The sequence below is a fragment of the Clostridium sp. UBA5988 genome (genome assembly GCF_002435615.1).
GTDB lineage: Bacteria > Bacillota > Clostridia > Clostridiales > Clostridiaceae > Clostridium_J > Clostridium_J sulfidigenes.
On the sequence record NZ_DJBA01000009.1, the window covers coordinates 39,024 to 62,772 of the forward strand.

The 23,749-nt window shown below is 30.7% G+C and carries 21 protein-coding genes; 6 read left to right on the forward strand and 15 right to left on the reverse strand.

The window, feature by feature from the left end; all coding sequences use genetic code 11:
* Window positions 1-69: 69 nt before the first annotated feature.
* From B3J31_RS00645 to B3J31_RS00700, 12 genes are all read right to left on the reverse strand, one after another.
* On the reverse strand, window positions 70-915 hold the full coding sequence (locus B3J31_RS00645) for a DHH family phosphoesterase (protein ID WP_035134475.1): 846 nt from the start codon (window positions 913-915) through the stop codon (window positions 70-72).
* A 251-nt stretch (window positions 916-1,166) separates the two neighbouring features.
* The gene (gene secD / locus B3J31_RS00650) at window positions 1,167-3,311 is read right to left on the reverse strand and encodes a protein translocase subunit SecD (protein WP_150843908.1); all 2,145 of its coding nucleotides are present in this window, start codon (window positions 3,309-3,311) and stop codon (window positions 1,167-1,169) included.
* Window positions 3,312-3,479: 168 nt separating this feature from the next.
* Window positions 3,480-4,844 carry a thioether cross-link-forming SCIFF peptide maturase gene (gene scfB, locus B3J31_RS00655; RefSeq protein WP_150843909.1) on the reverse strand — a complete coding sequence of 455 codons (1,365 nt, stop codon included), beginning with the start codon at window positions 4,842-4,844 and terminating at the stop codon, window positions 3,480-3,482.
* A gap of 58 nt (window positions 4,845-4,902) precedes the next feature.
* Entirely contained in the window at window positions 4,903-5,040 is a 138-nt protein-coding gene (gene scfA / locus B3J31_RS00660) for a six-cysteine ranthipeptide SCIFF (protein ID WP_035134469.1), read from the reverse strand.
* A gap of 27 nt (window positions 5,041-5,067) precedes the next feature.
* Window positions 5,068-5,436 carry a TIGR04086 family membrane protein gene (locus B3J31_RS00665; protein WP_150843910.1) on the reverse strand — a complete coding sequence of 123 codons (369 nt, stop codon included), beginning with the start codon at window positions 5,434-5,436 and terminating at the stop codon, window positions 5,068-5,070.
* A 54-nt stretch (window positions 5,437-5,490) separates the two neighbouring features.
* Window positions 5,491-5,781, reverse strand: a complete 291-nt coding sequence (gene yajC, locus B3J31_RS00670; protein ID WP_035134465.1) for a preprotein translocase subunit YajC — start codon at window positions 5,779-5,781, stop codon at window positions 5,491-5,493.
* Window positions 5,782-5,832: 51 nt separating this feature from the next.
* On the reverse strand, window positions 5,833-6,960 hold the full coding sequence (tgt, locus tag B3J31_RS00675) for a tRNA guanosine(34) transglycosylase Tgt (RefSeq protein WP_150843911.1): 1,128 nt from the start codon (window positions 6,958-6,960) through the stop codon (window positions 5,833-5,835).
* 16 nt (window positions 6,961-6,976) lie between these two features.
* Window positions 6,977-8,005: a tRNA preQ1(34) S-adenosylmethionine ribosyltransferase-isomerase QueA gene (gene queA / locus B3J31_RS00680; protein WP_150843912.1), complete on the reverse strand. Its 1,029-nt coding sequence runs from the start codon at window positions 8,003-8,005 to the stop codon at window positions 6,977-6,979.
* Window positions 8,006-8,043: 38 nt separating this feature from the next.
* Complete coding sequence (gene ruvB / locus B3J31_RS00685) at window positions 8,044-9,051, reverse strand: Holliday junction branch migration DNA helicase RuvB (protein ID WP_035134458.1); 1,008 nt, start codon at window positions 9,049-9,051, stop codon at window positions 8,044-8,046.
* Window positions 9,052-9,089: 38 nt separating this feature from the next.
* A complete protein-coding gene (gene ruvA / locus B3J31_RS00690) occupies window positions 9,090-9,683 on the reverse strand; it encodes a Holliday junction branch migration protein RuvA (RefSeq protein WP_346866701.1) in 594 nt (197 codons plus the stop codon).
* A gap of 294 nt (window positions 9,684-9,977) precedes the next feature.
* The gene (locus tag B3J31_RS00695) at window positions 9,978-10,637 is read right to left on the reverse strand and encodes a hypothetical protein (RefSeq protein WP_346866702.1); all 660 of its coding nucleotides are present in this window, start codon (window positions 10,635-10,637) and stop codon (window positions 9,978-9,980) included.
* 268 nt (window positions 10,638-10,905) lie between these two features.
* Window positions 10,906-11,319, reverse strand: a complete 414-nt coding sequence (locus B3J31_RS00700; RefSeq protein WP_150843916.1) for a DUF3785 family protein — start codon at window positions 11,317-11,319, stop codon at window positions 10,906-10,908.
* A 233-nt stretch (window positions 11,320-11,552) separates the two neighbouring features.
* Between B3J31_RS00700 and B3J31_RS00705 the strand changes: the two genes are divergently transcribed.
* The 4 genes from B3J31_RS00705 (at window position 11,553) to B3J31_RS00720 (ending at window position 16,686) form a co-directional block, all read left to right on the forward strand.
* On the forward strand, window positions 11,553-12,944 hold the full coding sequence (locus B3J31_RS00705; protein WP_346866703.1) for a hypothetical protein: 1,392 nt from the start codon (window positions 11,553-11,555) through the stop codon (window positions 12,942-12,944).
* 198 nt (window positions 12,945-13,142) lie between these two features.
* Complete coding sequence (locus tag B3J31_RS00710) at window positions 13,143-13,436, forward strand: metalloregulator ArsR/SmtB family transcription factor (RefSeq protein ID WP_150843918.1); 294 nt, start codon at window positions 13,143-13,145, stop codon at window positions 13,434-13,436.
* A gap of 158 nt (window positions 13,437-13,594) precedes the next feature.
* Window positions 13,595-16,087, forward strand: coding sequence for a CoA-disulfide reductase (locus B3J31_RS00715; RefSeq protein ID WP_346866704.1), 2,493 nt, complete (start codon window positions 13,595-13,597; stop codon window positions 16,085-16,087).
* Window positions 16,088-16,518: 431 nt separating this feature from the next.
* Entirely contained in the window at window positions 16,519-16,686 is a 168-nt protein-coding gene (locus B3J31_RS00720) for a hypothetical protein (RefSeq protein WP_167402853.1), read from the forward strand.
* Window positions 16,687-16,793: 107 nt separating this feature from the next.
* Here B3J31_RS00720 and B3J31_RS00725 read toward each other — a convergent pair whose 3' ends face one another.
* The 3 genes from B3J31_RS00725 to B3J31_RS00735 form a co-directional block, all read right to left on the reverse strand.
* The gene (locus B3J31_RS00725; protein ID WP_346866705.1) at window positions 16,794-18,251 is read right to left on the reverse strand and encodes a basic amino acid/polyamine antiporter; all 1,458 of its coding nucleotides are present in this window, start codon (window positions 18,249-18,251) and stop codon (window positions 16,794-16,796) included.
* Window positions 18,252-18,272: 21 nt separating this feature from the next.
* Window positions 18,273-19,040, reverse strand: a complete 768-nt coding sequence (locus B3J31_RS00730; protein WP_346866706.1) for a dimethylarginine dimethylaminohydrolase family protein — start codon at window positions 19,038-19,040, stop codon at window positions 18,273-18,275.
* A 473-nt stretch (window positions 19,041-19,513) separates the two neighbouring features.
* Entirely contained in the window at window positions 19,514-19,762 is a 249-nt protein-coding gene (locus B3J31_RS00735; protein WP_150843415.1) for a BhlA/UviB family holin-like peptide, read from the reverse strand.
* A 537-nt stretch (window positions 19,763-20,299) separates the two neighbouring features.
* Between B3J31_RS00735 and B3J31_RS00740 the strand changes: the two genes are divergently transcribed.
* Entirely contained in the window at window positions 20,300-21,943 is a 1,644-nt protein-coding gene (locus tag B3J31_RS00740) for an ABC transporter ATP-binding protein (RefSeq protein WP_346866707.1), read from the forward strand.
* On the forward strand, window positions 21,936-23,747 hold the full coding sequence (locus B3J31_RS00745) for a YcaO-like family protein (protein WP_035134442.1): 1,812 nt from the start codon (window positions 21,936-21,938) through the stop codon (window positions 23,745-23,747). Before B3J31_RS00740 ends, B3J31_RS00745 begins: the two co-directional genes overlap by 8 nt.
* The last annotated feature ends 2 nt before the right edge of the window (window positions 23,748-23,749 follow it).

The following is a 23,749-nucleotide window of genomic DNA, read 5'->3' on the forward strand; positions in this document are numbered from 1 at the left end:
TATATTAACCTTGATATTTAATGCAACACTTTAAAAAATATGTATATTAAAATGCTTTTATATATTAAGCTATTCTAAACTCATCATAACCTCTTTATATAAGTATTTTGATATTTGCTTTGCCCTATAACTATCATTAGTAGTAAAAAGTTCAACAATTATCCTTGCATTATCTAGCTTATTCTTGGAAATCATCTTTGGTAAGAGCTTTATAATACCTTCATCATAAAACTTCATTATACCACCATAATTCCGCTCATGTTCTCTTATCAACGCCCTAACTCCATAATTATTAGTTTGTTTTAATTTTTTGCACCCTTCTTCTACAAAGTATTTATTCTCTTCTTCTATTTCTATCTCTGTTGTAATTATACCCATCATTACTAAATCTAAATACTTTTGTGTGCAACTTATCTTATAATAAGAAGCTATAACTTCTATGAATTTATATATAAGGGAACAAGCTGTAAAATCTTTAAAAGGATAATTACAATTTGTTTGATAGGTATTTATTGTTATACAATTATTATCCTCTACTATGTGATTATGATAATCCGTTACAATTATATCTATGTTGTTTTCCTTACAAAGTTGTATTTCTGCTTTAGATTTAACTCCACAACCAACTGTTATAATTAAATTTGCTCCAAGACATAATAAATTATTCTCTATATCTTCTTTATTTAAATTTCTATCATTCCTATATACACTGGGTATATAATACTCTACATCACTATTTACATATCGTAATACTAACATAAGAAGAGATATGGCACATACGCTATCAAAGTCATGATAGCCATATATAACTATCTTTTCTCTCTCATTGATAGCTTTCACAATTCTGTTTAATGCAATTTTCATATTTCCTAATAGAAACGGATCATTATCTTTCCTATTCATACTATACTCCATATGCGCTCCTCCAAATTAGTTCCATGAGTAGTTTTTTGATCCCTTATATTTTCATCATATATTCAGTGATCACATTCTCCTTGAACAAAAAACTTCTAACTCCATATTACTTGTACATATTATGGAGTTTAAGAAATCTATTTATAGAAAACAAATATATTATAATTTAAAACTGACAATTTTACAAACAAATTATTATAAAAATGGCGAAAAACATGATAAAATGTTTTTCGCCATGAACTTTGTTTATATTATGCTACTACTTTAGCTTTCTTTTTTTGCTTTGCATTTTTAATTATTACCCATAGTGGTGAAGCTATAAATATTGAAGAATAAGCTCCACAGGCAATTCCCACTATAAGTGGAAGTGAAAACTCTCTTATGGATGGCACTAGAACATAAACTGCCACTATAGTTATAAGTGTTGTTAAGGATGTATTTATACTTCTAGTCATAGTTTCTTTTATACTCATATTAGCAACTTCTAATTGATCCATCCTTCTATTTCTCTTAACATTTTCTCTTATTCTATCAAAGATAACAATAGTATCATTAATAGAATATCCTACTATAGTCAAAATAGCTGCTATAAATGGTGAATTGGCTTGAATTCCAAATATAGCATAGAAAGAAAGAGTAATTAATACATCATGAAGTAAAGCTATAATAGATGCTGCTGCATAGCTAAATTCAAATCTAGCAGTAATATATATAAGCATAGCTATAGAAGCAACTCCTAAGGCTAACAGTGCCTTCTTCTTTAATTCATTTCCAACAGTAGCTCCTATACTTTCCTTGCCAATAAGTGCACTATCTTCTAATGAATACTTTTCCTTTATTTCATCAATAAGAGCATTAGTCTTTTCTTCATTTAATACCCCTTCTTGAACAATAATTTGTATCTCTTTCCCTTCATTGGCTGATTTTGTAGAGTATTTATCTTTAGCATACTTATCAATAATAGTATTTACATCAACCTTATTGAATTCTTTATTCATATCTAAAGTAATTAATGTACCACCCTTGAAATCTATTCCATAATTTAAACCTTTAGTTGCTATAAATCCAACTCCAATAGCAATTATAATTATTGATATAGCAAACCATATTTTAGTCTTCTCTATTATTTTTAAACTACTAAATTCATGTTTTTTTCCTTCTCTTACGCCAAAATATGAAGGCTTATTTATCCACCCAGCATTTACAGCACTGTTAAGTAAGAACTTAGTAACAAAAAGAGCTGTAAAAATACTTATAAGTATACCTACAAGTAGTGTTACTGCAAACCCTTTTACAGAACCTGAACCTAGGAAATATAACACTAACGCTGCTATAATTGTAGTTATGTTAGAGTCTAAAATTGATGATAATGCTCTATTATATCCTGCTTCTACAGAAGTCTTAATAGATTTTCCTAACCTTAACTCTTCCTTAGTTCTTTCAAATATGAGAACATTAGCATCTACAGCCATACCAATGGTAAGTATCAATCCAGCTATACCAGCTAGAGTTAATACTACTCCAAATTGGGAAAATACAATAAGTACCAAGCTTACGTATAAAACAATAGCCATAGAAGCAATTATTCCTGGAACTCTATAGTATGCAACCATAAATAGTATTATACAAGCTATACCAATCATGGCTGCCTTTTTACTAAGGGATAATGCTTCAGCTCCAATAGTTGGTCCTACTGTTTTAACTGAAATAGCTTCTATTTTTACTGGAAGAGCTCCTGAAGTTATGATACTAGCAATAGAATTTGCCTCTTCTAAAGAGCTCATACCTTCAATAATTGCTTTTCCATCACTGATAACAGCATTAACTGTTGGATTAGTTAAAATTTCACCATCCATTTTTATAGCTATACTTTTATTTAAAAAAGTCTTAGTTGCTTCCGCAAATTTTTCAGTTCCAGCTTCATTTAATTCAAGGTTAACAATATACTTATTATCTTGAGATATATATGCTCCTGCTTCTTTAACCTCTTTACCAGTTAAAATTACTTTTCCATCTGGACCTTCAAAGGTTAATTCACCAGTTTTACCAATGGTGTCTAAAACCTTATCTGTATCAAACTCTCCGGGTATTTCTATTCTAATTCTATTTTCCCCTTCTTGAGTTATAGGAATTTCGCTTACTCCATCTTTATTTATTCTCATAGAAATAAGCTCTATAGTTCTATCTATAACAGCTTGATCTACCTTCTCCTCCTTTATCTCCATTAAAAGAGAAGTTCCTCCTACTAAATCAAGTCCTTTATCAATACTACTTCCAAAGGTCTTGATTCTATAATCACCTAAATTCACCCCATAAAGACCAGCGTATGCAAAAAGACCTATTAATATTATTGCTATGATAACTACAATTCCACTTTTTCTGTTTTTCCTCCTCATGGTTATCCCCTTCCTGTTATTAAATTGTATTTTTCTAATTGTCTATTTATTATTTATTTTACAGGTATTGTATGGATAAAATCAAGTATATATAATTTAATTTTCTGTATATTACTCATTTTTATCAAAATAAGGATAGAATTTAAAATTCTATCCTTTAAAACACAATTACTTATTCATTGTTTTCGCTTTTAAAGCAATAGCACACTCTATTCTCTTCTTTTGCATTTTACAACCTAATTCATATGGCACGTGAACATCTCCATTAAAGTTAAAGTTGTTAGCTTGACATCCTCCACTACAGTAGAATCTTGCCCAGCAGTTTTTACATGTAGGTTTATTATATATATGAGCATCCTTAAGATTTTGAACTATAGAAAAGTCTTTAACCCCTTCATATATATCTCCCATAAGAAAGTCTTTATTCCCTACAAATTGATGACAAGGATATATTTCTCCATCAGGTGTAACTGCTACATACTCGTGTCCAGCTCCACATCCTGAAATTCTCTTATAGATGCATGGACCTCCTTGTAAATCTATATTGAAGTGATAGAATTTAAAGGATTTTCCTTCTTCATATTTTTCAACCATATATTCATATAATTTATCATATTGCTGAAAAATTGTAGGAAGGTCCTCTTCTCTTAATGAAAGTTCATGTTCATCAGGAAGTACTACTGGTTCAATAGATACTTCATCAAAGCCTAGCTCCACCATATGCTTTACATCTTCAAAGAAATCTGTATTTTCTCTTGTAAAAGTACCTCTTACATAATAAGTCTTAGACTTATCTCTTATATCTACCATTTTCTTTATTTTAGGTAATATGGATTCATAGGTACCAGTTCCATCAAATCTTATTCTTACTTTATCATTGACTTCTTTTCTTCCATCTATACTTAAAATTATATTTCCCATGTTTTTATCAAGGTAGTCCATTATTTCATCATTTAAAAGAGTAGAGTTGGTAGTCATAGTAAATCTAATGTTTTTATTGTGAAGTTTTTCTTGTTCTCTACCATAGTCTACTATTTCCTTTATGATATCAAAGGCCATAAGTGGCTCTCCACCAAATAAGTCAATTTCTATATTTTTTCTTTTTCCTGAGTTTTTTATAACAAAATCTATAGCGTCTTTACCGGTTTGTGCGCTCATGGTTTTTCTACAACCCTTATATTCTCCTTCATCTGCAAAACAATATTTGCACTTCAAATTACAATCATGAATTATATTAAGACAAAGGGCTTTTATAGCTACCTCTGCTTGTCCACTCATCATTGCTATATTTTCATATAAATCTTTAGAATAAAGCATTTCTTCATGAACTAAAGATTGTAATTCCTCATATACCTCATCAATTTCTTCACTGGAGTATCTATCCTTATATATTTCTTTTAACTCGTCTTTATCTTTAAGTTTATCTGAGTCTAGCATGTCATATACAAGCTCATCTACTTCATGAACTGCACCTGAATTTACATCTATAATATAAAAATCATTGCCTTGTCTAAATTTATGAATCAATTCCATTGTTTTTCCTCCTAACTAAACACAAAGCAGTAACTTTTTGTTACTGCCTTTAAAATGATTAGTTTTCACACTCTAAATTAGCTACTGTACAAGAAGTTTTGCAAGCTGATTGACATGAGTTAGCGCACTCTTTACAACCTGGTTTTTTTAAACTTTCTTTAATGTTAGATTTGTTGATAGTTTTTATATGTTTCATTTTTATTCCTCCTAAAATTGATAATATCTATAGATTCACTCCTAGCATTCCTGACAATGATCCTGCTGCTAATGCTAAAATTAATCTAACTACGTCTTTTCCTCCTAATGCCAAGTCATTTCCAAAGCATAAGGATACTATATAAAGTATTAACATATAAAATACTGCTACTAGCAATCCTACAAGCCATCCTTTACTTCCCATTTTTAATGTAGCATATATAGCTCCATATACCACACTAGCCAATGTAGCTATAACTAAAAATACTGATGTGACTGCATCACTAAATGGGAAATATGAAGTAACCAATGAATATACTAAAACGCAAATTACTGTTAAAATTGATGCTCTAAGCACCCCTACTCCTATAGCGGAATAATTAAGCTTTTTATACATACCCAAAACCCCCTTATATTAATTAATATGTTTATATAAGGGGTTTTATGATGATTATGCCTTTATTTCTTCTGGTTCATTAGCTGATTTTGAAACTGAAGCAATACCTAGTTTGCTCATTTTTATTCTCGCTCTATCTGGACCACTTTCTAAAATAATATATTCTTCTTGAATATTTATTATTCTTCCCATGATTCCACCTTTAGTCATAATCTCATCATTTATAGCTAAAGAATTCAACATATCATTGTATTGTTTCTTTCTTTTCTTTTCTGGCATGAAAATCATGAAGTAAAACAACACAAGTACAAGTACCATTGGAAGAAACGCCATTAAGTTTTGCATAATATCTCTCCTTTCACTAGTTATGTATATATTAAAAAAATAGATACCTAATTATTTTTTTCCCCACTCTGAAAGTCTTTGATTTTTAAACTCTTCAAAGTAATCCCCATCAATTGCATTTCTTATATCTTCCATTAATTTATTATAGAAATACAAGTTATGAAGCACACAAAGTCTCATTGCCAACATTTCCTTGGCTTTAAATAAGTGCCTTATGTATCCTCTTGTATAATGCCTACAAGTCGGACAGTCACAGCCTTCATCTATAGGATTTTTATCTAATTCAAATTTAGCATTCATGATGTTTATTTTACCATACTTAGTAAACACATGTCCATGCCTTCCATTTCTAGCAGGTAATACACAATCAAAGAAGTCTACACCTCTTGAAACAGCCTCTAATATATTTTCTGGAGTACCTACTCCCATAAGATAAATTGGTTTATCCTCTGGAAGATATGGAACTACTGCATCAATAACTCTATACATGTCCTCATGACTTTCACCAACAGCCAATCCTCCAATTGCATATCCATCTAGGTCTAGTTTTCTAATGGTCTTAGCATGTTCTATTCTAATATCCTCGTAAACTCCACCTTGATTTATACCAAATAGCATTTGCTTTTTATTTATAGTATTAGGATCTGCATTTAATCTATCCATCTCTACTTTACATCTTTCAAGCCATCTAGTAGTTCTTGCTACAGATTTTTCTACATATTCTCTTGAAGATGGATTTGGAATACACTCATCAAAGGCCATAGCAATAGTTGAAGCTAGATTACTTTGAATTTGCATGCTTTCTTCAGGTCCCATAAATATTTTTCTACCATCTATATGAGAGCTAAAGTATACACCCTCTTCTTTAATTTTTCTCATACTTGCTAATGAGAACACTTGAAACCCACCTGAATCTGTAAGAATAGGTCTATCCCAATTCATAAATTCATGAAGTCCTCCCATTTTTTTAACTACTTCATCTCCTGGTCTTAAATGAAGATGATATGTATTTGACAATTCTACCTGACACCCGATTTCTTTTAAATCCATGGATGATACTGCTCCTTTTATTGCAGCCAAAGTTCCAACATTCATGAACACAGGGGTCTGTATTGTACCATGAGGAGTAACAAATTCCCCACGTCTAACTTTTCCACTCTTTTTAAGTAATTTATACACCTATTCATCGTCCTTCCTATTCATGGATAAACATAGCATCACCAAAACTAAAGAATCTATATTTGTTTTCTACTGCAATTTCATAAGCATTCATCACTATTTCCCTAGTTGAAAAAGCACTTATAAGCATTATTAAAGTAGATTCTGGCAAATGAAAATTAGTTATTATGGCATCTACTATTTTAAATTTATATCCTGGATATATGAATATACTAGTATATCCTGATTGTTCTTTAACTTGACCTTCTTCATTAGCTATACTTTCAAGGGTTCTATTTGATGTGGTTCCCACAGCTATAACTCTTTTCCCACTTCTTTTAGCATTATTTATTATTTCAGCGTTTTCCTTATCTAAAATATAATACTCAGAATGCATTTCATGATCCTGAATATCTTCAGCTTTTACCGGTCTAAAGGTTCCAAGTCCCACATGCAAAGTTACAAAAGCTATATTAATCCCCTTTTTCTTGATAGCTTGTAGTAGCTCATCTGTAAAGTGTAGTCCAGCAGTAGGGGCTGCTGCAGAACCTACTTCCTTTGAGTAAACCGTTTGGTATCTTTCTCTATCTTCCAGTTTTTCTTCTATATATGGTGGCAATGGCATTTCACCAAGTCTATCTAATACTTCTTCAAATATACCATCATAGTAAAACTTTACTTTTCTATTTCCATTGTCTAAAACTTCTACTACCTGGGCTTTTAGTTCTCCATTTCCAAATACAAATTTAGCTCCAACTTTTCCTCTTTTGCCAGGCTTAACTAAAGTTTCCCATATATCATCTTCATGCCTATTTAAAAGCAAAAACTCCATTTTACCACCGGAGCCTTCCTTAGCTCCATAAAGTCTAGCCGGCATAACTCTTGTATCATTTAATACAAGACAATCTCCTGGATTTAAATACTCTATAATATCTTTAAACACTTTATGTTCTACTTCACCACTTTTTTTATTTAGAACCATAAGCCTTGATTCATCTCTTTTTTCTAAAGGATGCTGGGCTATTAATTCCTTTGGTAAATCAAAATAAAAATCTTTTACTTTCAAAGTCTATACACTTCCCTATTCTATCTATATGTTTATTTCTATAATATATGATCTGGAATAATCCTTCCTAAATGTTCATAGGCTTTCTTTGCCGCCATTCTCCCCCTTGGAGTTCTTACAATAAACCCCTTTTGTATTAGGTATGGTTCATATACATCCTCAATGGTACTGACTTCTTCACCTATAAAATAAGCTAAAGTTTCAACTCCAACGGGCCCCCCATTAAAGTTATCCACTATGGCTTCTAATATCTTATTATCTAATCTATCAAAACCTTCTCTATCTACTTCTAAAAGTTCAGCTGCTTGCTCCACCATGTTACTATCAATTACATTTATACCTTTAACCATAGAGTAATCTCTAACTCTTTTTAGTAACCTATTAGCTATCCTTGGTGTTCCTCTAGATCTCATTCCCAGACTAAAGGCACCTTCCTTATCAATTTCAACTCCCAATATTTCAGAAGACCTTAAAACAATTTCTTTAAGCTCGTCATCATTATAATATTCCATTGAGCATAGTACTCCAAATCTATCTCTTAAAGGCGCAGTTAAAAGTCCTACCCTTGTAGTTGCTCCTATGAGGGTAAATTTAGGTAAATCTAGTCTTATAGATTTTGCTGATGCCCCCTTACCAATAACAATATCTAGAGCAAAATCTTCCATGGCTGGATATAAAATTTCTTCTACAGATCTATTCAATCTATGAATTTCATCTATGAATAATACATCATTGGTATTTAGATTAGTTAACAATGCTGCTAAATCTCCTGCTCTCTCTATAGCAGGCCCAGATGTAATTTTCAAATTTCCACCCATTTCCTTTGCTACTATGTTAGCTAATGTAGTTTTGCCAAGGCCTGGTGGTCCATATAATAATAAATGGTCTAAGGGTTCTTTTCTCATCTTTGCAGCTTTTAAAAATATATCTAACTTATTTTTAACTTTTTCTTGTCCTATATATTCCTTAAGGCGCTGAGGTCTTAAGGAATATTCTACTTCTATATCTTCCTCAATAATATTAGATGTAATAACTCTATCTTCCATAATCCCCCTCCTTAACTAGAAAACCCTTAATAAGGTTATTATCCCATTAAAATTTTCAAACATTCCTTTATAATATCTTCAACACTATTACTTCTATTAGCTTTTTCTATTGCTTTTTCAGCCTCTTTATCCGAGTATCCAAGAGCTATAAGTGCCCCCACTGCTTCTGATAGTTTTTCATTATCTATGTCAATATCACTAATAGTAGTTCCCTTTGGCATGGAGCCTCCTACGGTTATCTTATCCTTAAGTTCTAATATGATCCTTTGAGCAGTTTTCTTACCAATGCCCGGTGCCTTAGTTATTAATTTATCATCATCGGTAATTATAGCATACTTTAATGTGGAAACATTGGCAATAGACATGAGTGATAGTGCCGCCTTAGGTCCTACACCATTAATGGAAATAAGAAGATTAAACATGGATATTTCATCTTTAGTTAAAAAACCATAAAGTCCAATAAAATCTTCTCTTACAATTTGATGAGTATAAATCTTTATTTGTTGATCAATAGCTGGCATATTAGAAATTGTACTACCTGATGTGAAAATTTTATATCCAATATTACCACATTCTATAACTATATATTCCTTTTCTATAGACTTAAAAATTCCTTTTATATATTCATACATGCTTTGTCACCTATCTTTTTTATTTAACCATTTGTTAATTCTTCATTACTTTATAGTCATCATCTGCAAATTTAGACCTATAATCTATTATATACCTATATGTATTGATATTAAACTTCACAAATTAATTATATTACCTTACAATCGTAACTATATTATACTTTACCATCTACAATGTAACAATTCAATAAAAACTATTTTAAACTTATTTTAAATTAAGTGTATACCATTCCTACAATTTCTCATGAAAAAAGAGTGCTTCAAAATTCCTTTCGAAACACTCCTTTTCTGATTCTATGTGCTACAAAGAGCCTGAGCATATTCCATAGCCTCTTGTATATTGGAAAACTGATAATCTTTATGTCCTTCGTAGAATGTCCTCAAAAGATTACCTCTGTTCTCTATGTCGTTAATTTTTAAATACGACTGTCCACTATCATCTTTAGGATTCACTATCTTCTCTTCTACTACTTTTATTGTTCCATTAGAATCCTTATTATAAATAACAATATTTACATCCTTTATTCCTATAAAATAAGAATCTTCTTTGTAGGAATACCCTTCTATGTCCTTTACAAATATAATATCTTCTTTTGTGAATTTTTCTACCTTGTATCCAAAACTAGAAAATATCTTTTCAGCTTGCTCTTGATTAAGACCAATCAAATTATCTTTTTCTACATTTAAAGTTTTATCTAATTTTTCATTAATCTTTACCTTACCTAAAGAGTTTTTATAGTTTAACATGAACTCTATATTACTTTTATCTGAAATTAATACATCATTCATATTTAAAAAGCTTGCTTGAGATGCTTCGCCTAAAATTCCAGCTCCTCCATCTTTTGAACTTCTTAAGAAGGCTATACTCACAGTATAGCTAAGTAAAAAAACTATTATTCCTACAGAGGCTATAAAAATATATAATCCTTTATTTTTTTTATATCTTTCAATCATACAATCCCTCCTACTAGGAATTGTATCCAGCTTTGATATGTTTATACACTATTGCTTACAAAAATTTATAAATTATACATCTCCACTCTTCTTCCATTAAAGAGTATATGGAATTAACCTAAAAATATACACAGATAATTAAATTCATGTCACATATATTTAAATTCATGTCACAGATAATTAAATTCATGCCACAGTTATTTAAATTCATGTCACAGATAATTAAATTCATGTCACAGATATTTAAATTCAAGTCACAGTTATTTATTTACATATCACACTGTTCAACTTCTATGGCAAAATTCTTACAACTTTCACAGATGATAATAGATACTATATAACTTTCATCAATTTTTTTCAGTCTCTCTAATTGGGAATAAGTAGTAGTTTCAAACTCATTACTTATATTACTAATTATATATTTTCCTTCTTTAGTAAAAATATAAAAATGATACTCTAAATATCTATAATGTTTTTTATCTATAGCTTCACTGTTTCCACATGCTTCACAGTTATCAGCATAATATTCATAGTCAAATTCTACTTTTTCTTTACCTTCTTCTAAAATTTCTAACACTTTTTCTGTGGTAAAATCTTGTATTTCCTCCGCTTCAATATAAGAAAGGTTATCTTCTGATAAAATAAACTCTTCATCCTTATGTTTAAATTTAAAATTATTCATATTATTTCTCCTCAATTCTTCAATTTGTTCCAAAATATCATACTATTATTATATATTATTTGAAACTATTTAAACAGTTTTATTCATAATATAAAACCTCTTATATTTTTAGTCCATAGAACTCACTAATGAAAATATGAATTTTTAAAATTTCCATCTTGCTTTTTTAACACTAATTTCTCCTGTCAGCATATTCTATTATTAAATTAGGATAAGTTATTAGGAGGCTACAAATGATTGAATTAACCACAATACACTATATATATTTAATTTTTATTATATTAATTTTAATAGCAATGATAAAAAAACTAGACTGTTCCCTTATTTGCATTGTTGGAGTAGTATTAATTGCATTAATTAGCACTAAATCTATTCCTGCATCTCTAATTAGCATTTTTAATAGTTTTATCTACTCAATTACGGAATTACTGCCAACAATACTTATAATATCTATAATTGCTGGATTAAGTAAAGCATTATCCTATACTGGCATAAGTAAAGTTATGATAGAACCCTTCAGTAAGTTTATGAAAAATGATTTTATAGCCTTTTGGGGTATAGGTATAATAATGATGATTATTTCTTATTTCTTTTGGCCATCTCCAGCCGTCGCATTAGTTGGAGCTGTATTAGTTCCTGTGGCTATCAAATCTGGTCTCCCTGCCATAGGTGCTGCCATAGCTATGAATCTTTTCGGTCATGGTATCGCATTGTCTACAGACTTTGTAATTCAAGCTGCTCCAAAGTTAACTGCGGATGCTGCTGGCATTCCTGTATCTGCAGTAGTTAAAGCTAGTGTTCCTCTTATAATTATTATGGGAATTGTGACTACTGTTACAGCCTTTATCATGCTTAAGAAAGATATGAAAAATGGAACCCTTGAAAATCTCACCTATACTGAATATTCAGAAGAGGTCGAGTCTACAGATGAATCTCTTTTAAGCAAAGGATGGAAATCCTTTTTTGCAATATTAATTCCTCTTCTCTTTGCTATTGATGTATTTTTAATGGTTTCTTTAAACTTAAAAGGTGGAGATGCTACAGCACTAATCGGTGGTACAACCTTAATTATACTCATATTGATATCTGTAAAGGCTTATAAAAAGGCTTCTCTTGATAAAATCACTAGGCATCTGGTAGAAGGTCTCCAATTTGGCTTTAAAGTTTTTGGAATAGTAGTTCCAATTGCTGCCTTTTTCTATGTAGGCGGTGATGGATTTACAGCTATTATAGGTAACTATTTACCTAGGGGCTCCTTAGGTATAGTAAACGACTTGGGATATGCCCTTTCTAAGGCAGTTCCACTAAACAATTTTTTAAGTGCTTTCGGTGTAACTACAGTAGGTGCAATCACTGGACTAGATGGTTCTGGATTTTCCGGTATAGCTCTAGCTGGTTCCACTGCAAATTTATTTGGAACAGCTACTGGTGGAAATGTGGCTACTTTAACCGCTCTTGGACAATTAGGTGCTATTTGGGTAGGTGGAGGTACATTAATACCTTGGGCAATTATCCCCGTTTCTGCTATATGTAAGGTATCACCTTTTGAGCTTGCAAAGCGCAACTTTAAACCAGTAGTTTTAGGTTTAATTGTTACTACCATAGCAGCCCTATTCTTCTTATAATATTTAATTCAACTAAACTTCATAGAGAGGTTTATTCTCACTGAAGTTTAGTTGAGTTTAACTTTTTATATTACAACACAATATCTAAAATTAAAATAAGTTATTCTTTTAAAATATATAAATTTTTTTTACTTTTCATTGACACATTTGGAACTATATCGTATTATATGAATATAGTGATATGGAGGTGTATAAAACATGACTGAGAATGACACATTTTTAACTAACCCAAAACTCTTTGAAGAAAAAGCAAATATTTTAAAGGCATTAGCCCACCCCGTAAGACTATGCATTGTTAAAGGTCTCATTGAAACTGGTGGAAGCAATGTTACCAATATGCAAAATTGCTTAGATATGCCTCAATCAACTATATCGCAACACATTGGAAAGCTAAAAGCTTTTGGCATTATAGACTGGCAACGTAACGGTCTTGAAATTATATATAGTGTTAGTGACGAAAATATAAAAAAGTTAATAGAAGTATTATTTTAACTATTAAGAAGTCAAAATTCTTTAGACTTCTTTTTTATAAATACTTTATATCGTATTATTATGATATACAAATATTAAGATTTAATTGTTCTTGAGTATTGTAAAGGTTATATTGTTTATACTATTTATATTGTTTAATATTGAAAGGAGATTTTATTATGAGTAAAAAAGTTATTATCGTTGGTGGAGTTGCTGGTGGCGCTTCTACTGCTGCACGTTTAAAAAGACTAGATGAATCTTTAGAAATAATTATGTTTGAAAAAGGAGAATATATTTCTTTTGCCAATTGCGGACTTCCTTATTATATAGGTGAAACTATAAAGGAAAGAGATAACCTTCTAGTTCAAACAGTAGAAGGCATGAGTTCTAGATTTAATATTGACATAAGAAACTTTAGTGAAGTTATTAAAATTGATAAGGATGCTAAAAAAGTTACTGTAAAAAATCATAGTTCTTCTCAAGTTTATGAAGAAAGCTATGATGTATTAGTTTTATCACCGGGTGCTAGTCCAATAACTCCACCTATTCCTGGCCTTAAAGAAGCAACCAATTTATTTACTCTTAGAAATATACCAGATACAGATAAGATTAAAGCCTTTGTTGATAATAACTCTCCAAAGGAAGCTGTAATTGTTGGTGGTGGCTTTATAGGTCTTGAAATGGCTGAAAACCTTAATGAAAGAGGAGTTTCTGTAACTCTTGTAGAGATGGCAGATCAAGTAATGGCTCCTCTAGATTACGAAATGGCAGCAATAGTTCATGAGCATCTACTTCAAAATGGAATTAATTTAATTCTTAAAGATGGGGTTAAATCCTTTGAAAACCGTGGTAAAAAGGTAGTTTTAAATAGCGGTAAAGAAATTGTAACAGACATGATTGTTTTATCAATAGGAGTTTCTCCTGAAAGTAAAATTGCCATAGAAGCTGGTCTAGAAGTTAACAATAGAAAAGCCATTGTTGTAAATAAAGAAATGAAAACTTCTGATGAAAACATCTACGCTCTTGGTGATGCTGTAGAAGTAATTGATTATATAAATGGTAATCCAACTATGATTCCACTTGCATGGCCAGCTAATAGACAAGGGCATGTTGTAGCTGATAATATCTGTGGTAAAAAAGCTGAATATAATGGTACTTTAGGTTCTTCTGTAGCAAAGGTATTTTCACTAACTGTTGCAACTACAGGCAATAATGAAAAAACTTTAAAAAGACTTAACTTAGAGTATAAAGCAATCCATTTACATCCAAATTCCCATGCTGGTTACTATCCTGGTGCCTTCCCTATCTCTCTTAAAGTTTTATTTAATCCAAAGGACGGAAAAATATTAGGAGCACAGGGTGTAGGTTTAGATGGGGTAGAAAAGCGTATTGATGTTATAGCTACTGCTATAAAAGGAAATCTAAAAATAATGGACTTACCAGAACTTGAATTATGCTATGCTCCACCATATTCTTCTGCAAAAGACCCTGTTAATATGGCTGGTTATATAGGAACTAATATAATGGATAATTTGGTTTCTATAGTTCAATGGGATGAAGTTGATAATTTAATAGCTAACAATGAATTTATTCTAGATGTAAGAGAAGAGATGGAGTTTGAAGTTGGTCATATAGAAAACGCTTTAAATATCCCTCTAAATACTCTTAGAAATAACTTAAATAAGATACCAAAGGATAAAACAATCTATGTTTATTGTCAAGTAGGTCTTCGTGGATATATTGGCTGTAGAATACTTTCTCAATATGGATTTAATTGTGTGAACTTAGATGGTGGTTATAAAACTTATGCTACCGTTAAATCTTCTTTAAATGATAAAGATACTCAATCTAACTTAAATAATAATACTGAAGACTGTACTTGTGAAACTAGTGCTTCTCCTAATATAGAAGATTCTAGTAAAGTTACTGTAAGTCTTGATGCTTGTGGACTTCAATGTCCAGGTCCCATTAGAAGAGTTTTTGAGGAAATGGGCAAAATGAAGGATGGAGATATCTTAGAAGTTAAAGCTTCTGATCCAGGTTTCCAAAAGGACATCAATAGTTGGTGTAGTAAAACAGGAAATACCCTTGTAAAAGGTGAATTTGATAAAAAAGAAAAAGCCTTTGTAGCATTAATCAAAAAAGGTACCTCTCAAGATCTAACAAGTAGCTCATCGCCTATTAGTTGTGATATTTCTAAAAAGGATGGTGCAACCCTTGTAGTCTTTAGTGGTGACCTTGATAAAGCTATAGCTTCCTTCATCATAGCTACTGGTGCAGCATCCATGGGAAAACCAGTTACCATGTTCTTTACCTTCTGGGGACTTAATATCTTAAAAAGAAAAGATAAGCCTTCTGTTAAAAAGGATACCATGGAAAAAATGTTTGATATGATGCTTCCAAGCAGCACTGGAAAGCTTCCATTATCTAAAATGAATATGGCTGGTATGGGCCCTGCTATGATTAAAAACATTATGGCTAAAAACAATGTAGATGACCTTGATACTTTAATTGCTAATGCTCTTAAAATGGGAGTTAAAATCATTGCTTGTGCTATGTCCATGGATCTAATGGGTATTAAACATGAAGAATTAATTCCTGAAGTTGAGGTTGGTGGAGTTGCAACGTATTTAGCTTCCACAGAAGATGCTGGACTTAACTTATTTATATAATGAATGCACCCATAGATAAATAGTTCTATATTTATATTTTTATATTCCTATTTAAATAAAGGATTATCTCAACAAAGAGATAGTCCTTTATTTGTTTGAATCACTCTATAGCATAAACAAACATATTAAATTATTCTTTTTCCTTAGGAGATTTAATTCCTGCCTTTGAAGATATATGATCTTTTACATTCCCTGTCTTGGGATTACTTGGAGTATGTTCATGTTTTTTATTATTTTTAGCCATTTTTAATGCCTCCTATATAATTTTATTGTCAATATTATTATGTGTCCAAACATTCAATCTATACCTTTAATAAAATGGCAATGTTTCTTTCTAAGGAAGCTAATCCTTTACTTTCCTTAATAATTTCTTACTTTATGGACAAAATAATTGTGTAGTTATCCTTTATATAATTTAAGGAGGTATTCTTATGGTTGATAATAATAAAAGTCGTCTTAAGGATAGAAAAAGAAGTCAGGCTGAACTTAGAAAAATGTATCCAAAGGATGGAGCTGACGTAGGAATAATCGATGGAGTTAAAATAGGCTCCTATGCTAATAGCAAAGACCATTCTGAGAAGGACGAAATAACTTATTAATAAAAAATCAGGAAATTTAAAATAATTTCCTGATTTTTTACTATGAATAATTTAGTTTCTAATTAAATTTATTTTATAATATAATAATTGCATTTATACATTATCACTTAAAATGGAGTTATTGTGCCATTAAAAATAAGAATTAAAGATAATATAGCCATAGCAACTATTACTCCAAGGATAATTTTATCCTTCACAGTTTCAAAACATTTTTCACCTTTTTCCTTTTTAGCTTTTATATATACTAATGTCCCTGGAGCATATAAAATGGCTGTAATTAGTAATCCAGTAAGTCCACTAGCATAGATTAGCCAACATCCATATATTGTTCCAAGAATACCTATAAATTTAGCCATATTTACAGTCTTATTACTTTCTCCTACAAAACCATCCTTTCTAAAGGAAATTAATAAATAGTACATTGCACTTAAAAGGTACGGAATCATAATCATACTAGCTGAAATTGTATAGAATATTTGATAGGTTGACTCATTTAAATAAGTTATTATAAGAAATAATTGAATTATTCCATTGGTTAAAAATAGTGAATTCACAGGAGCCCCATTCTTATTTTCCTTAGCAAAAGCCTTAGAAAACACTCCATTTTTAGCTGCTAAATACGGACACTCTGACGCTATTATTGTGTATCCCAAGGTAGCTCCAGCAAGGGATATAATTACCCCTATATTTACAAGAGCTGCTCCCCAAGGTCCAACTACACTTGATAATATAGCTGCCATAGGTGGGTTACCTAATTCTGCAAGTTCTGCCCTTGGCATAACTCCCATACTAAGCATAGATACCATTATATAAATTGATATTACAGCTAAAAATGCTGTTATTGTAGCTTTTCCAACATCCTTGGAACGTTTAGCTCTACCAGAGATAACTACTGCTCCTTCTATACCTATAAAGGCCCATACTGTAGTTCCAGAAGTTGCCTTAACTTGCTCTATAAAGGATAATCCTCCTGGTTCTCCCCAGAAATTAGCCATAAATATAACTGGATCAAAGGCTCTTATAAATATTACTGCAACTATAAACACAAGTATAGGAATAACCTTACTGATAGTTACTACTAAATTTATACCAGCTGCCTCTTTTACACCTCTTAATACCAAGTAATTCATAAACCAAATAACTAATGATGCACATACTATAGACCACAAATTATTACCTGTTCCAAATATAGGTATAAAGTAAGCTATAGCAGCAAATAGTAAAGTTGCATAAGATACATTGGCGAGTAACGCACTTATCCAATATCCCCAGGCAGAGTTAAAACCTACATAATCTCCCCAACCTTCATTAGCATAGCTATATATTCCTCCTGTTAAGTGAGGCTTAATTTTATTTAATCCAAAAAAACACATAGTAAGAGCTAGCATACCTATTCCACAAATTATCCACCCTACTATTACAGCAGCAGTATTAGCTCCATTAGCAGCCATGTCCCCTGCTAAACTAAATACTCCTCCACCTATAGTTGCACCTATAGCAACAGATGCAAGTCTTGCATATCCTAAGCCAGTTGATTTATCTTTTAAACTGGTGTTATTCACCATATAAAATCCTCCTATTATTAATTAAAACCTAAGTGATAAGCAGCTTAATCCACCATCAATTTTCCTATATTCAGAAGTGTCTACTTCTTTAACTTCATAGCCTACATCTTCTATAGCTTTTTTAGTTGTTGGATAACCTGCGGGAACGATAACTACATCATTTACCCAAATGCAGTTAGCAGAGTAATTTTCATCATCATTAATTATGATTTTATTAAACTCTTTAAATATTGGACTAGTAACAAATTCTCCAGCTACAAGTAAATTATTATTCTCTATATAAGAAAGTCCTGTTTTAAGGTGTAATACTTCTTTCAAAGGTACAATTGAACCATCTAAACCATATTTTCTAAGTATATCAATAATTTGTTTCGCACCTTCTTCATTAGTTCTAGCGGAAAGTCCAATATAATAATGATCTCCTACCATCATTATGTCTCCTGCTTCAACAGTACCTGGCTCTTTAATATATTCAATATTTTCATAGAAATTCTCTAAAGCTTCCTGCATGTCCCTTTGGAGAATTTCATTTCTTCTACTTAATGCACCAGGACGAGTAACAATTGCACATTTTCTTGTACAAAGTGCAACATCCTCTACAAAACAGGAATCAGGAAATTCTTCATTTGCATCTAATACTGTTATATTTACACCACATTCTCTTAGTGTTTCAATATATTTATCATGTTGTTTTAATGCCAATTCATAATCAGGCTTTCCCAGATTAGCTGTAGTTATACCCTCTACTAAACCTTTGCATGGTCTTCTCACAATTACATTTTTAAACATCTCAATTCCCCCTATACACTTTACTTCTATATAAAAATATGAAACATGTTACATTAATATTCATAGATTAAAATTTTATTTATTGCAATGCAGCTCTCTTTTTAGGTGCTTTGAAGAAGAAATTGAAAAATATCTACAATCTATGAATTATTCCATTAATGTCACTGGATTTCTAAAAAAAAAGTAAAGATATGATTCTATAAAAAATACTTGTAAGAACTATATTCTATGTAAAAAACTTAGCAGAGAAGTCTCTATAGAAATTGCTAATTTACTAGACCTATTATTTAAAAATTTCCCTATATAAATAGTTATATAGGGAAATTTTTAAATATATAAATATATGCCTATTTTGCTAGTTAACTAGTTAAATAGTTAACTATTTGTTCTGTCCATGCGGGTTTCAATGATTTTCATATAGGAGTGTTATGATTTTATATAAGAATTAATGCTCTAATTATATTTTTGACTTATTAACTTTTTCTCATATAATTTTTTAAATCCCCTACATCCTTCTTTAGATCTTCTACATCTTTTTTCACTTCATCTACTATCCTTAATTTATCGGTAAGGTGTGATATCACATCTTGATAATTTTTTTCTCTTTCTTCTTGCTTCACATCTCTTTTTTCTTGAGCTTTTAGTATATAGAATAATAAAAATATACTTAGTACAGCCCAAATGCCTTGGGATAAAGCTACCTTTAGAATTTCATTCTCCATCATTTATTTCACACTCCTTACTTGATATATTTATTTATTAGTAAGACTGTAATGACGTTTTGCTAAGAGAACACATTTTGGGTTTATTATTTATATGCCTAAAGCTCACAAATTAATATAAATGTATTTTACTATTAATAACCTTAAATTATCTGACAATACTTTTTATTTTATTTCTCCTTTCTGCATTCTAAAATAAAATTTAATAAGTTCTTAGATTTATTAAATTGCAATATGGCGATATGGCTATGAAAATTTATGATTATATGTCAATAAATTTATAATCATGTATTTATTGACATATATATTATATTTTAGTATAATCGACAAGAAGAGAGGTGTATTTATGAAGATTTTACATGTTAACCAGCAGGACAAGAAAAAAGAGGAAAAGAAATCAACAGTTGTTGAACCTATGGGCTGTGGAAAGTGCCATTGGTCAAAGCAAAGAGAATAATCCTCTTGTTGTATTGAGGCAAAAATTGAGCCCTAGGGCTCAATTTTTTTAATATAAGTATAAAAGGTGGGATTTATTATATGTTAAATTATTTAATAAAGATAAGAATAAACTTTTTTGCAACACTAATATTTAGTTCTTTTAATAGTTTGTTAGCAGTGGGACTAGCTTATGTGATGATGACATGTGTTGACTTTGCCACGTCTGGTCAACTATCTTCAGCTCTGAATTTTCTTCCTTGGCTATTACTGTATTTGTTGTTGTGCGTCTGTATTGATCTTTTATATCGTAAATCAAAATGGGAATGTTTATCTATTGCAAAATCAAATCTTCGTGATGATACCTTTAAGAAAATTCAAAATTTGTCCAGTATTAGTTTTCATAAGAAAAATACTGGTGAATGGATATCTCTGCTAACCAACGATTTGGACATAGTTGAGGAATCTTATTTTAGTGCTTTTTTTAGATTATTTGAGAGTATATTTGAACTTACAATTAGTTTGTTATTGTTGTTACTTATATCACCTATACTTGCAGGATTTGTCTTGTTAATCACTTTTATTCAATTAATAATACCTAAAATAATGAGTAAAAACCTATCTAAAGCGAAAGGAATTATGTCCGATGCAGCTTCATCATTTACCACCACTGCATCAGAGCATTTAACAGGAATGGACCTTTTAAAATGTTTTCATGTTACTGCCCAGTCCTTTGATATGATGAGTGAAAGAAATAATAACTGGGAGAAAAAAAGATATCATTCCAGGTTACTTTCATCTTTTGCTAATCTAATGTCTTTTACTATGGGCAATATACTGTATATTGGTATATATTTTATCGGAGCTATACTTGTTATTCTAGGATATGAAACTGTTGGAACCCTTGTTGCAGCATCCCAACTTGTAGTGTACATTAGTTCACCCCTTGTATGTTTAAGTGATGATTTAGGTGAAATAAAAAGTGCCCGAGAAATAATTCATCAGCTTCATAACAATTTTGATGACACAGGAATATTCTTAAATGAATATAAACAAATTGATAAGACTTTTGAAGCTCTTAGAGTAGTTAATCTGGATTTTAATTACGATGATAATACTATTTTTAGTGATGTAAATTTTGAGATTGCTGCAAATAAAAAATATTTCTTCTCTGCCCAGTCAGGGTCAGGTAAGACTACCCTTATTAACTTATTAATAGGAACCCTTCCTCCTACAAATGGAAATATCTATTTCAATCATACAAATATAACTGAATTAAATCCAGTTGATTATAACCGATTTCTTCAAGTAAGCTCACAAAATACTTTTATATTTAATGCAACACTTCGAAATAACATTACTCTGTTTTCTGAACAGTTTACTGATAAGGAAATAAATGATGTAATTGAGAGAGTTGGACTGAAATACATCTTGGAGCGCACAAGACAAGGATTGGATCAAGTTATAGGGCAAAGTGGATTTACTTTATCTGGAGGAGAGAAACAGCGTATAGCATTAGCCAGAATAGAATTATTTAATCCAAATATGATAATTTATGATGAAAGTTTTGCAAATCTTGATGAAGGAACAACCCAAGAATTGCTTGAGTTGATATTATCTCGTCCAAAAAGTACAGTTATTATTATATCCCATCAAATGTCGCCAAATATGATTAAGTGGTTTGATTATTTAATTACAATTAATAATAAGAAAATCGCTATTGAGGAGATTGAAAGTTATGAGTAATAGTAGTGATCTATCAATTAAAAATAAAGATGATTTTCCCATTAATAGTATTTTAAAAGCACGACTTGATTTACAACAAATTGGTATTTTGGTCCAAGAGTTATGGAATTCAGTTGGCTCTAGTATATTTAGCGTGCATATTATTGTGTTAAACACAACACTTACAGCAAACGGAAAGGGGATTTCGAAGGAATTAGCTTTAGCAAGTGCCTATGGTGAATTAATAGAAAGACTATCATTTTGTTTGCCTTTTAGAGTATCTCCTTTCTATAAAATGTTTTATGAAAAAATTTATTCAATAGAAGAAAATAAACTATTTATTCATATGCCATTTGAAAATTGGATTAAAAGTAGTAGTGCTGATACCTATTTTAGTCTGTTAAATAACGGTTTGGAAGAAAACAGTAAAGATCATTGTATTAATCTGTGGTGTGAACGAAAAGGAAACTGCCGCAATTATGATTTGGTTTCACGCTTTAATTTACTGTTACCTAGTAACTCAAGTTTAGATGAAAGCTTATTTCAATATGAACTTGATATTTCATATGCAGTATTAGATTACTACTATGGCTCTAATGGCATGTGTGCTGGTAATACTAAAGAAGAAGCTTTAGTTCAAGGCATTTGCGAAATTATTGAACGTGCAGTGCAATTTCAAGTGCTTGCTGAAAATGAAAATGAAATTTACGATATAACAGATTCATACTTTACAAATAGTTCCAATATAAATAATGATTATAAATATCTATATTCACATAACTTTAAATTAAAGATACTTTTGGTAGAAAATAAATTTAATTGTCCTGTTATAGCAGTTATTATTTTTAATGATATTGGGGGCTACTATGTTTCTTTTGGGTGTCATCCAAATATCTGGATAGCAATTGAGAGGAGCATTACTGAGTTATTTCAGGGATATAGCTTAGATACTCTTAGTGATGCATTTAAATACGAGTATTTATATCATGATGATCACCATAAAAATGAAAATTATGTAGCTTTGCTAAAATATGGAGTGGGGCATTATCCCATGAATTTTATTTTAAGGAATTATCCTGTTATGGATATCAAAAATTTTACCTGTGCAGTAAAGACAAATGTAGATTATTTAGATGAAATAATAGTTAATATAATGAATTTAGGCCTACCGATTTATGCAGTTAGCGGTTTGGATTTCGACTTACACACCTTTCAAGTAATTATTCCAAGTGTAAGTGAAGCTGAAAATATCCTTCCTGCAAGAAAACTTCGTTCTGACGCTCATGACAGCATTTATTCAAATTTAAGTGAAGTAGACAGAAAATCATGCCTAAAAATAGCAGATTATTGTTCTGAACTTTGGGCAAATGGAGATAAAACTATGGTTCAGCTATTAGATATTTCTAATTATTCTATTTACGAAAGATGTGAAACTCAAGTTGATGGTATTCAGTCTTCCCTCTTTATAAGTATGTTATATATTAAGGCAAAAGAGTGGGATAAGGCCTATGAGTATATGTTACATTTTCTCTCTGAAATAAAAATAATTAATGGAATTAATAAAGAAAACTTCATTTATTATTCTTTGTATAGCAATGCACTTGATATGCTAAGAAAAGGCGCAAGTAAAGATTATATTCTGGAATCTATAAAAATGATTGATCCACAAACTTTTGATGAGCTTCAAGGTGTTTTATTTAATAATGAAGACATTTTTATAAACTTCCCCAAGCTTGAATCAGAATCTTTACTTGCTTATAGTGAATCCCTTAGAAATTGCTTTGAGGCTGAAAAAACATGCTTAAATAGCCTTCTATGTAGGTAACT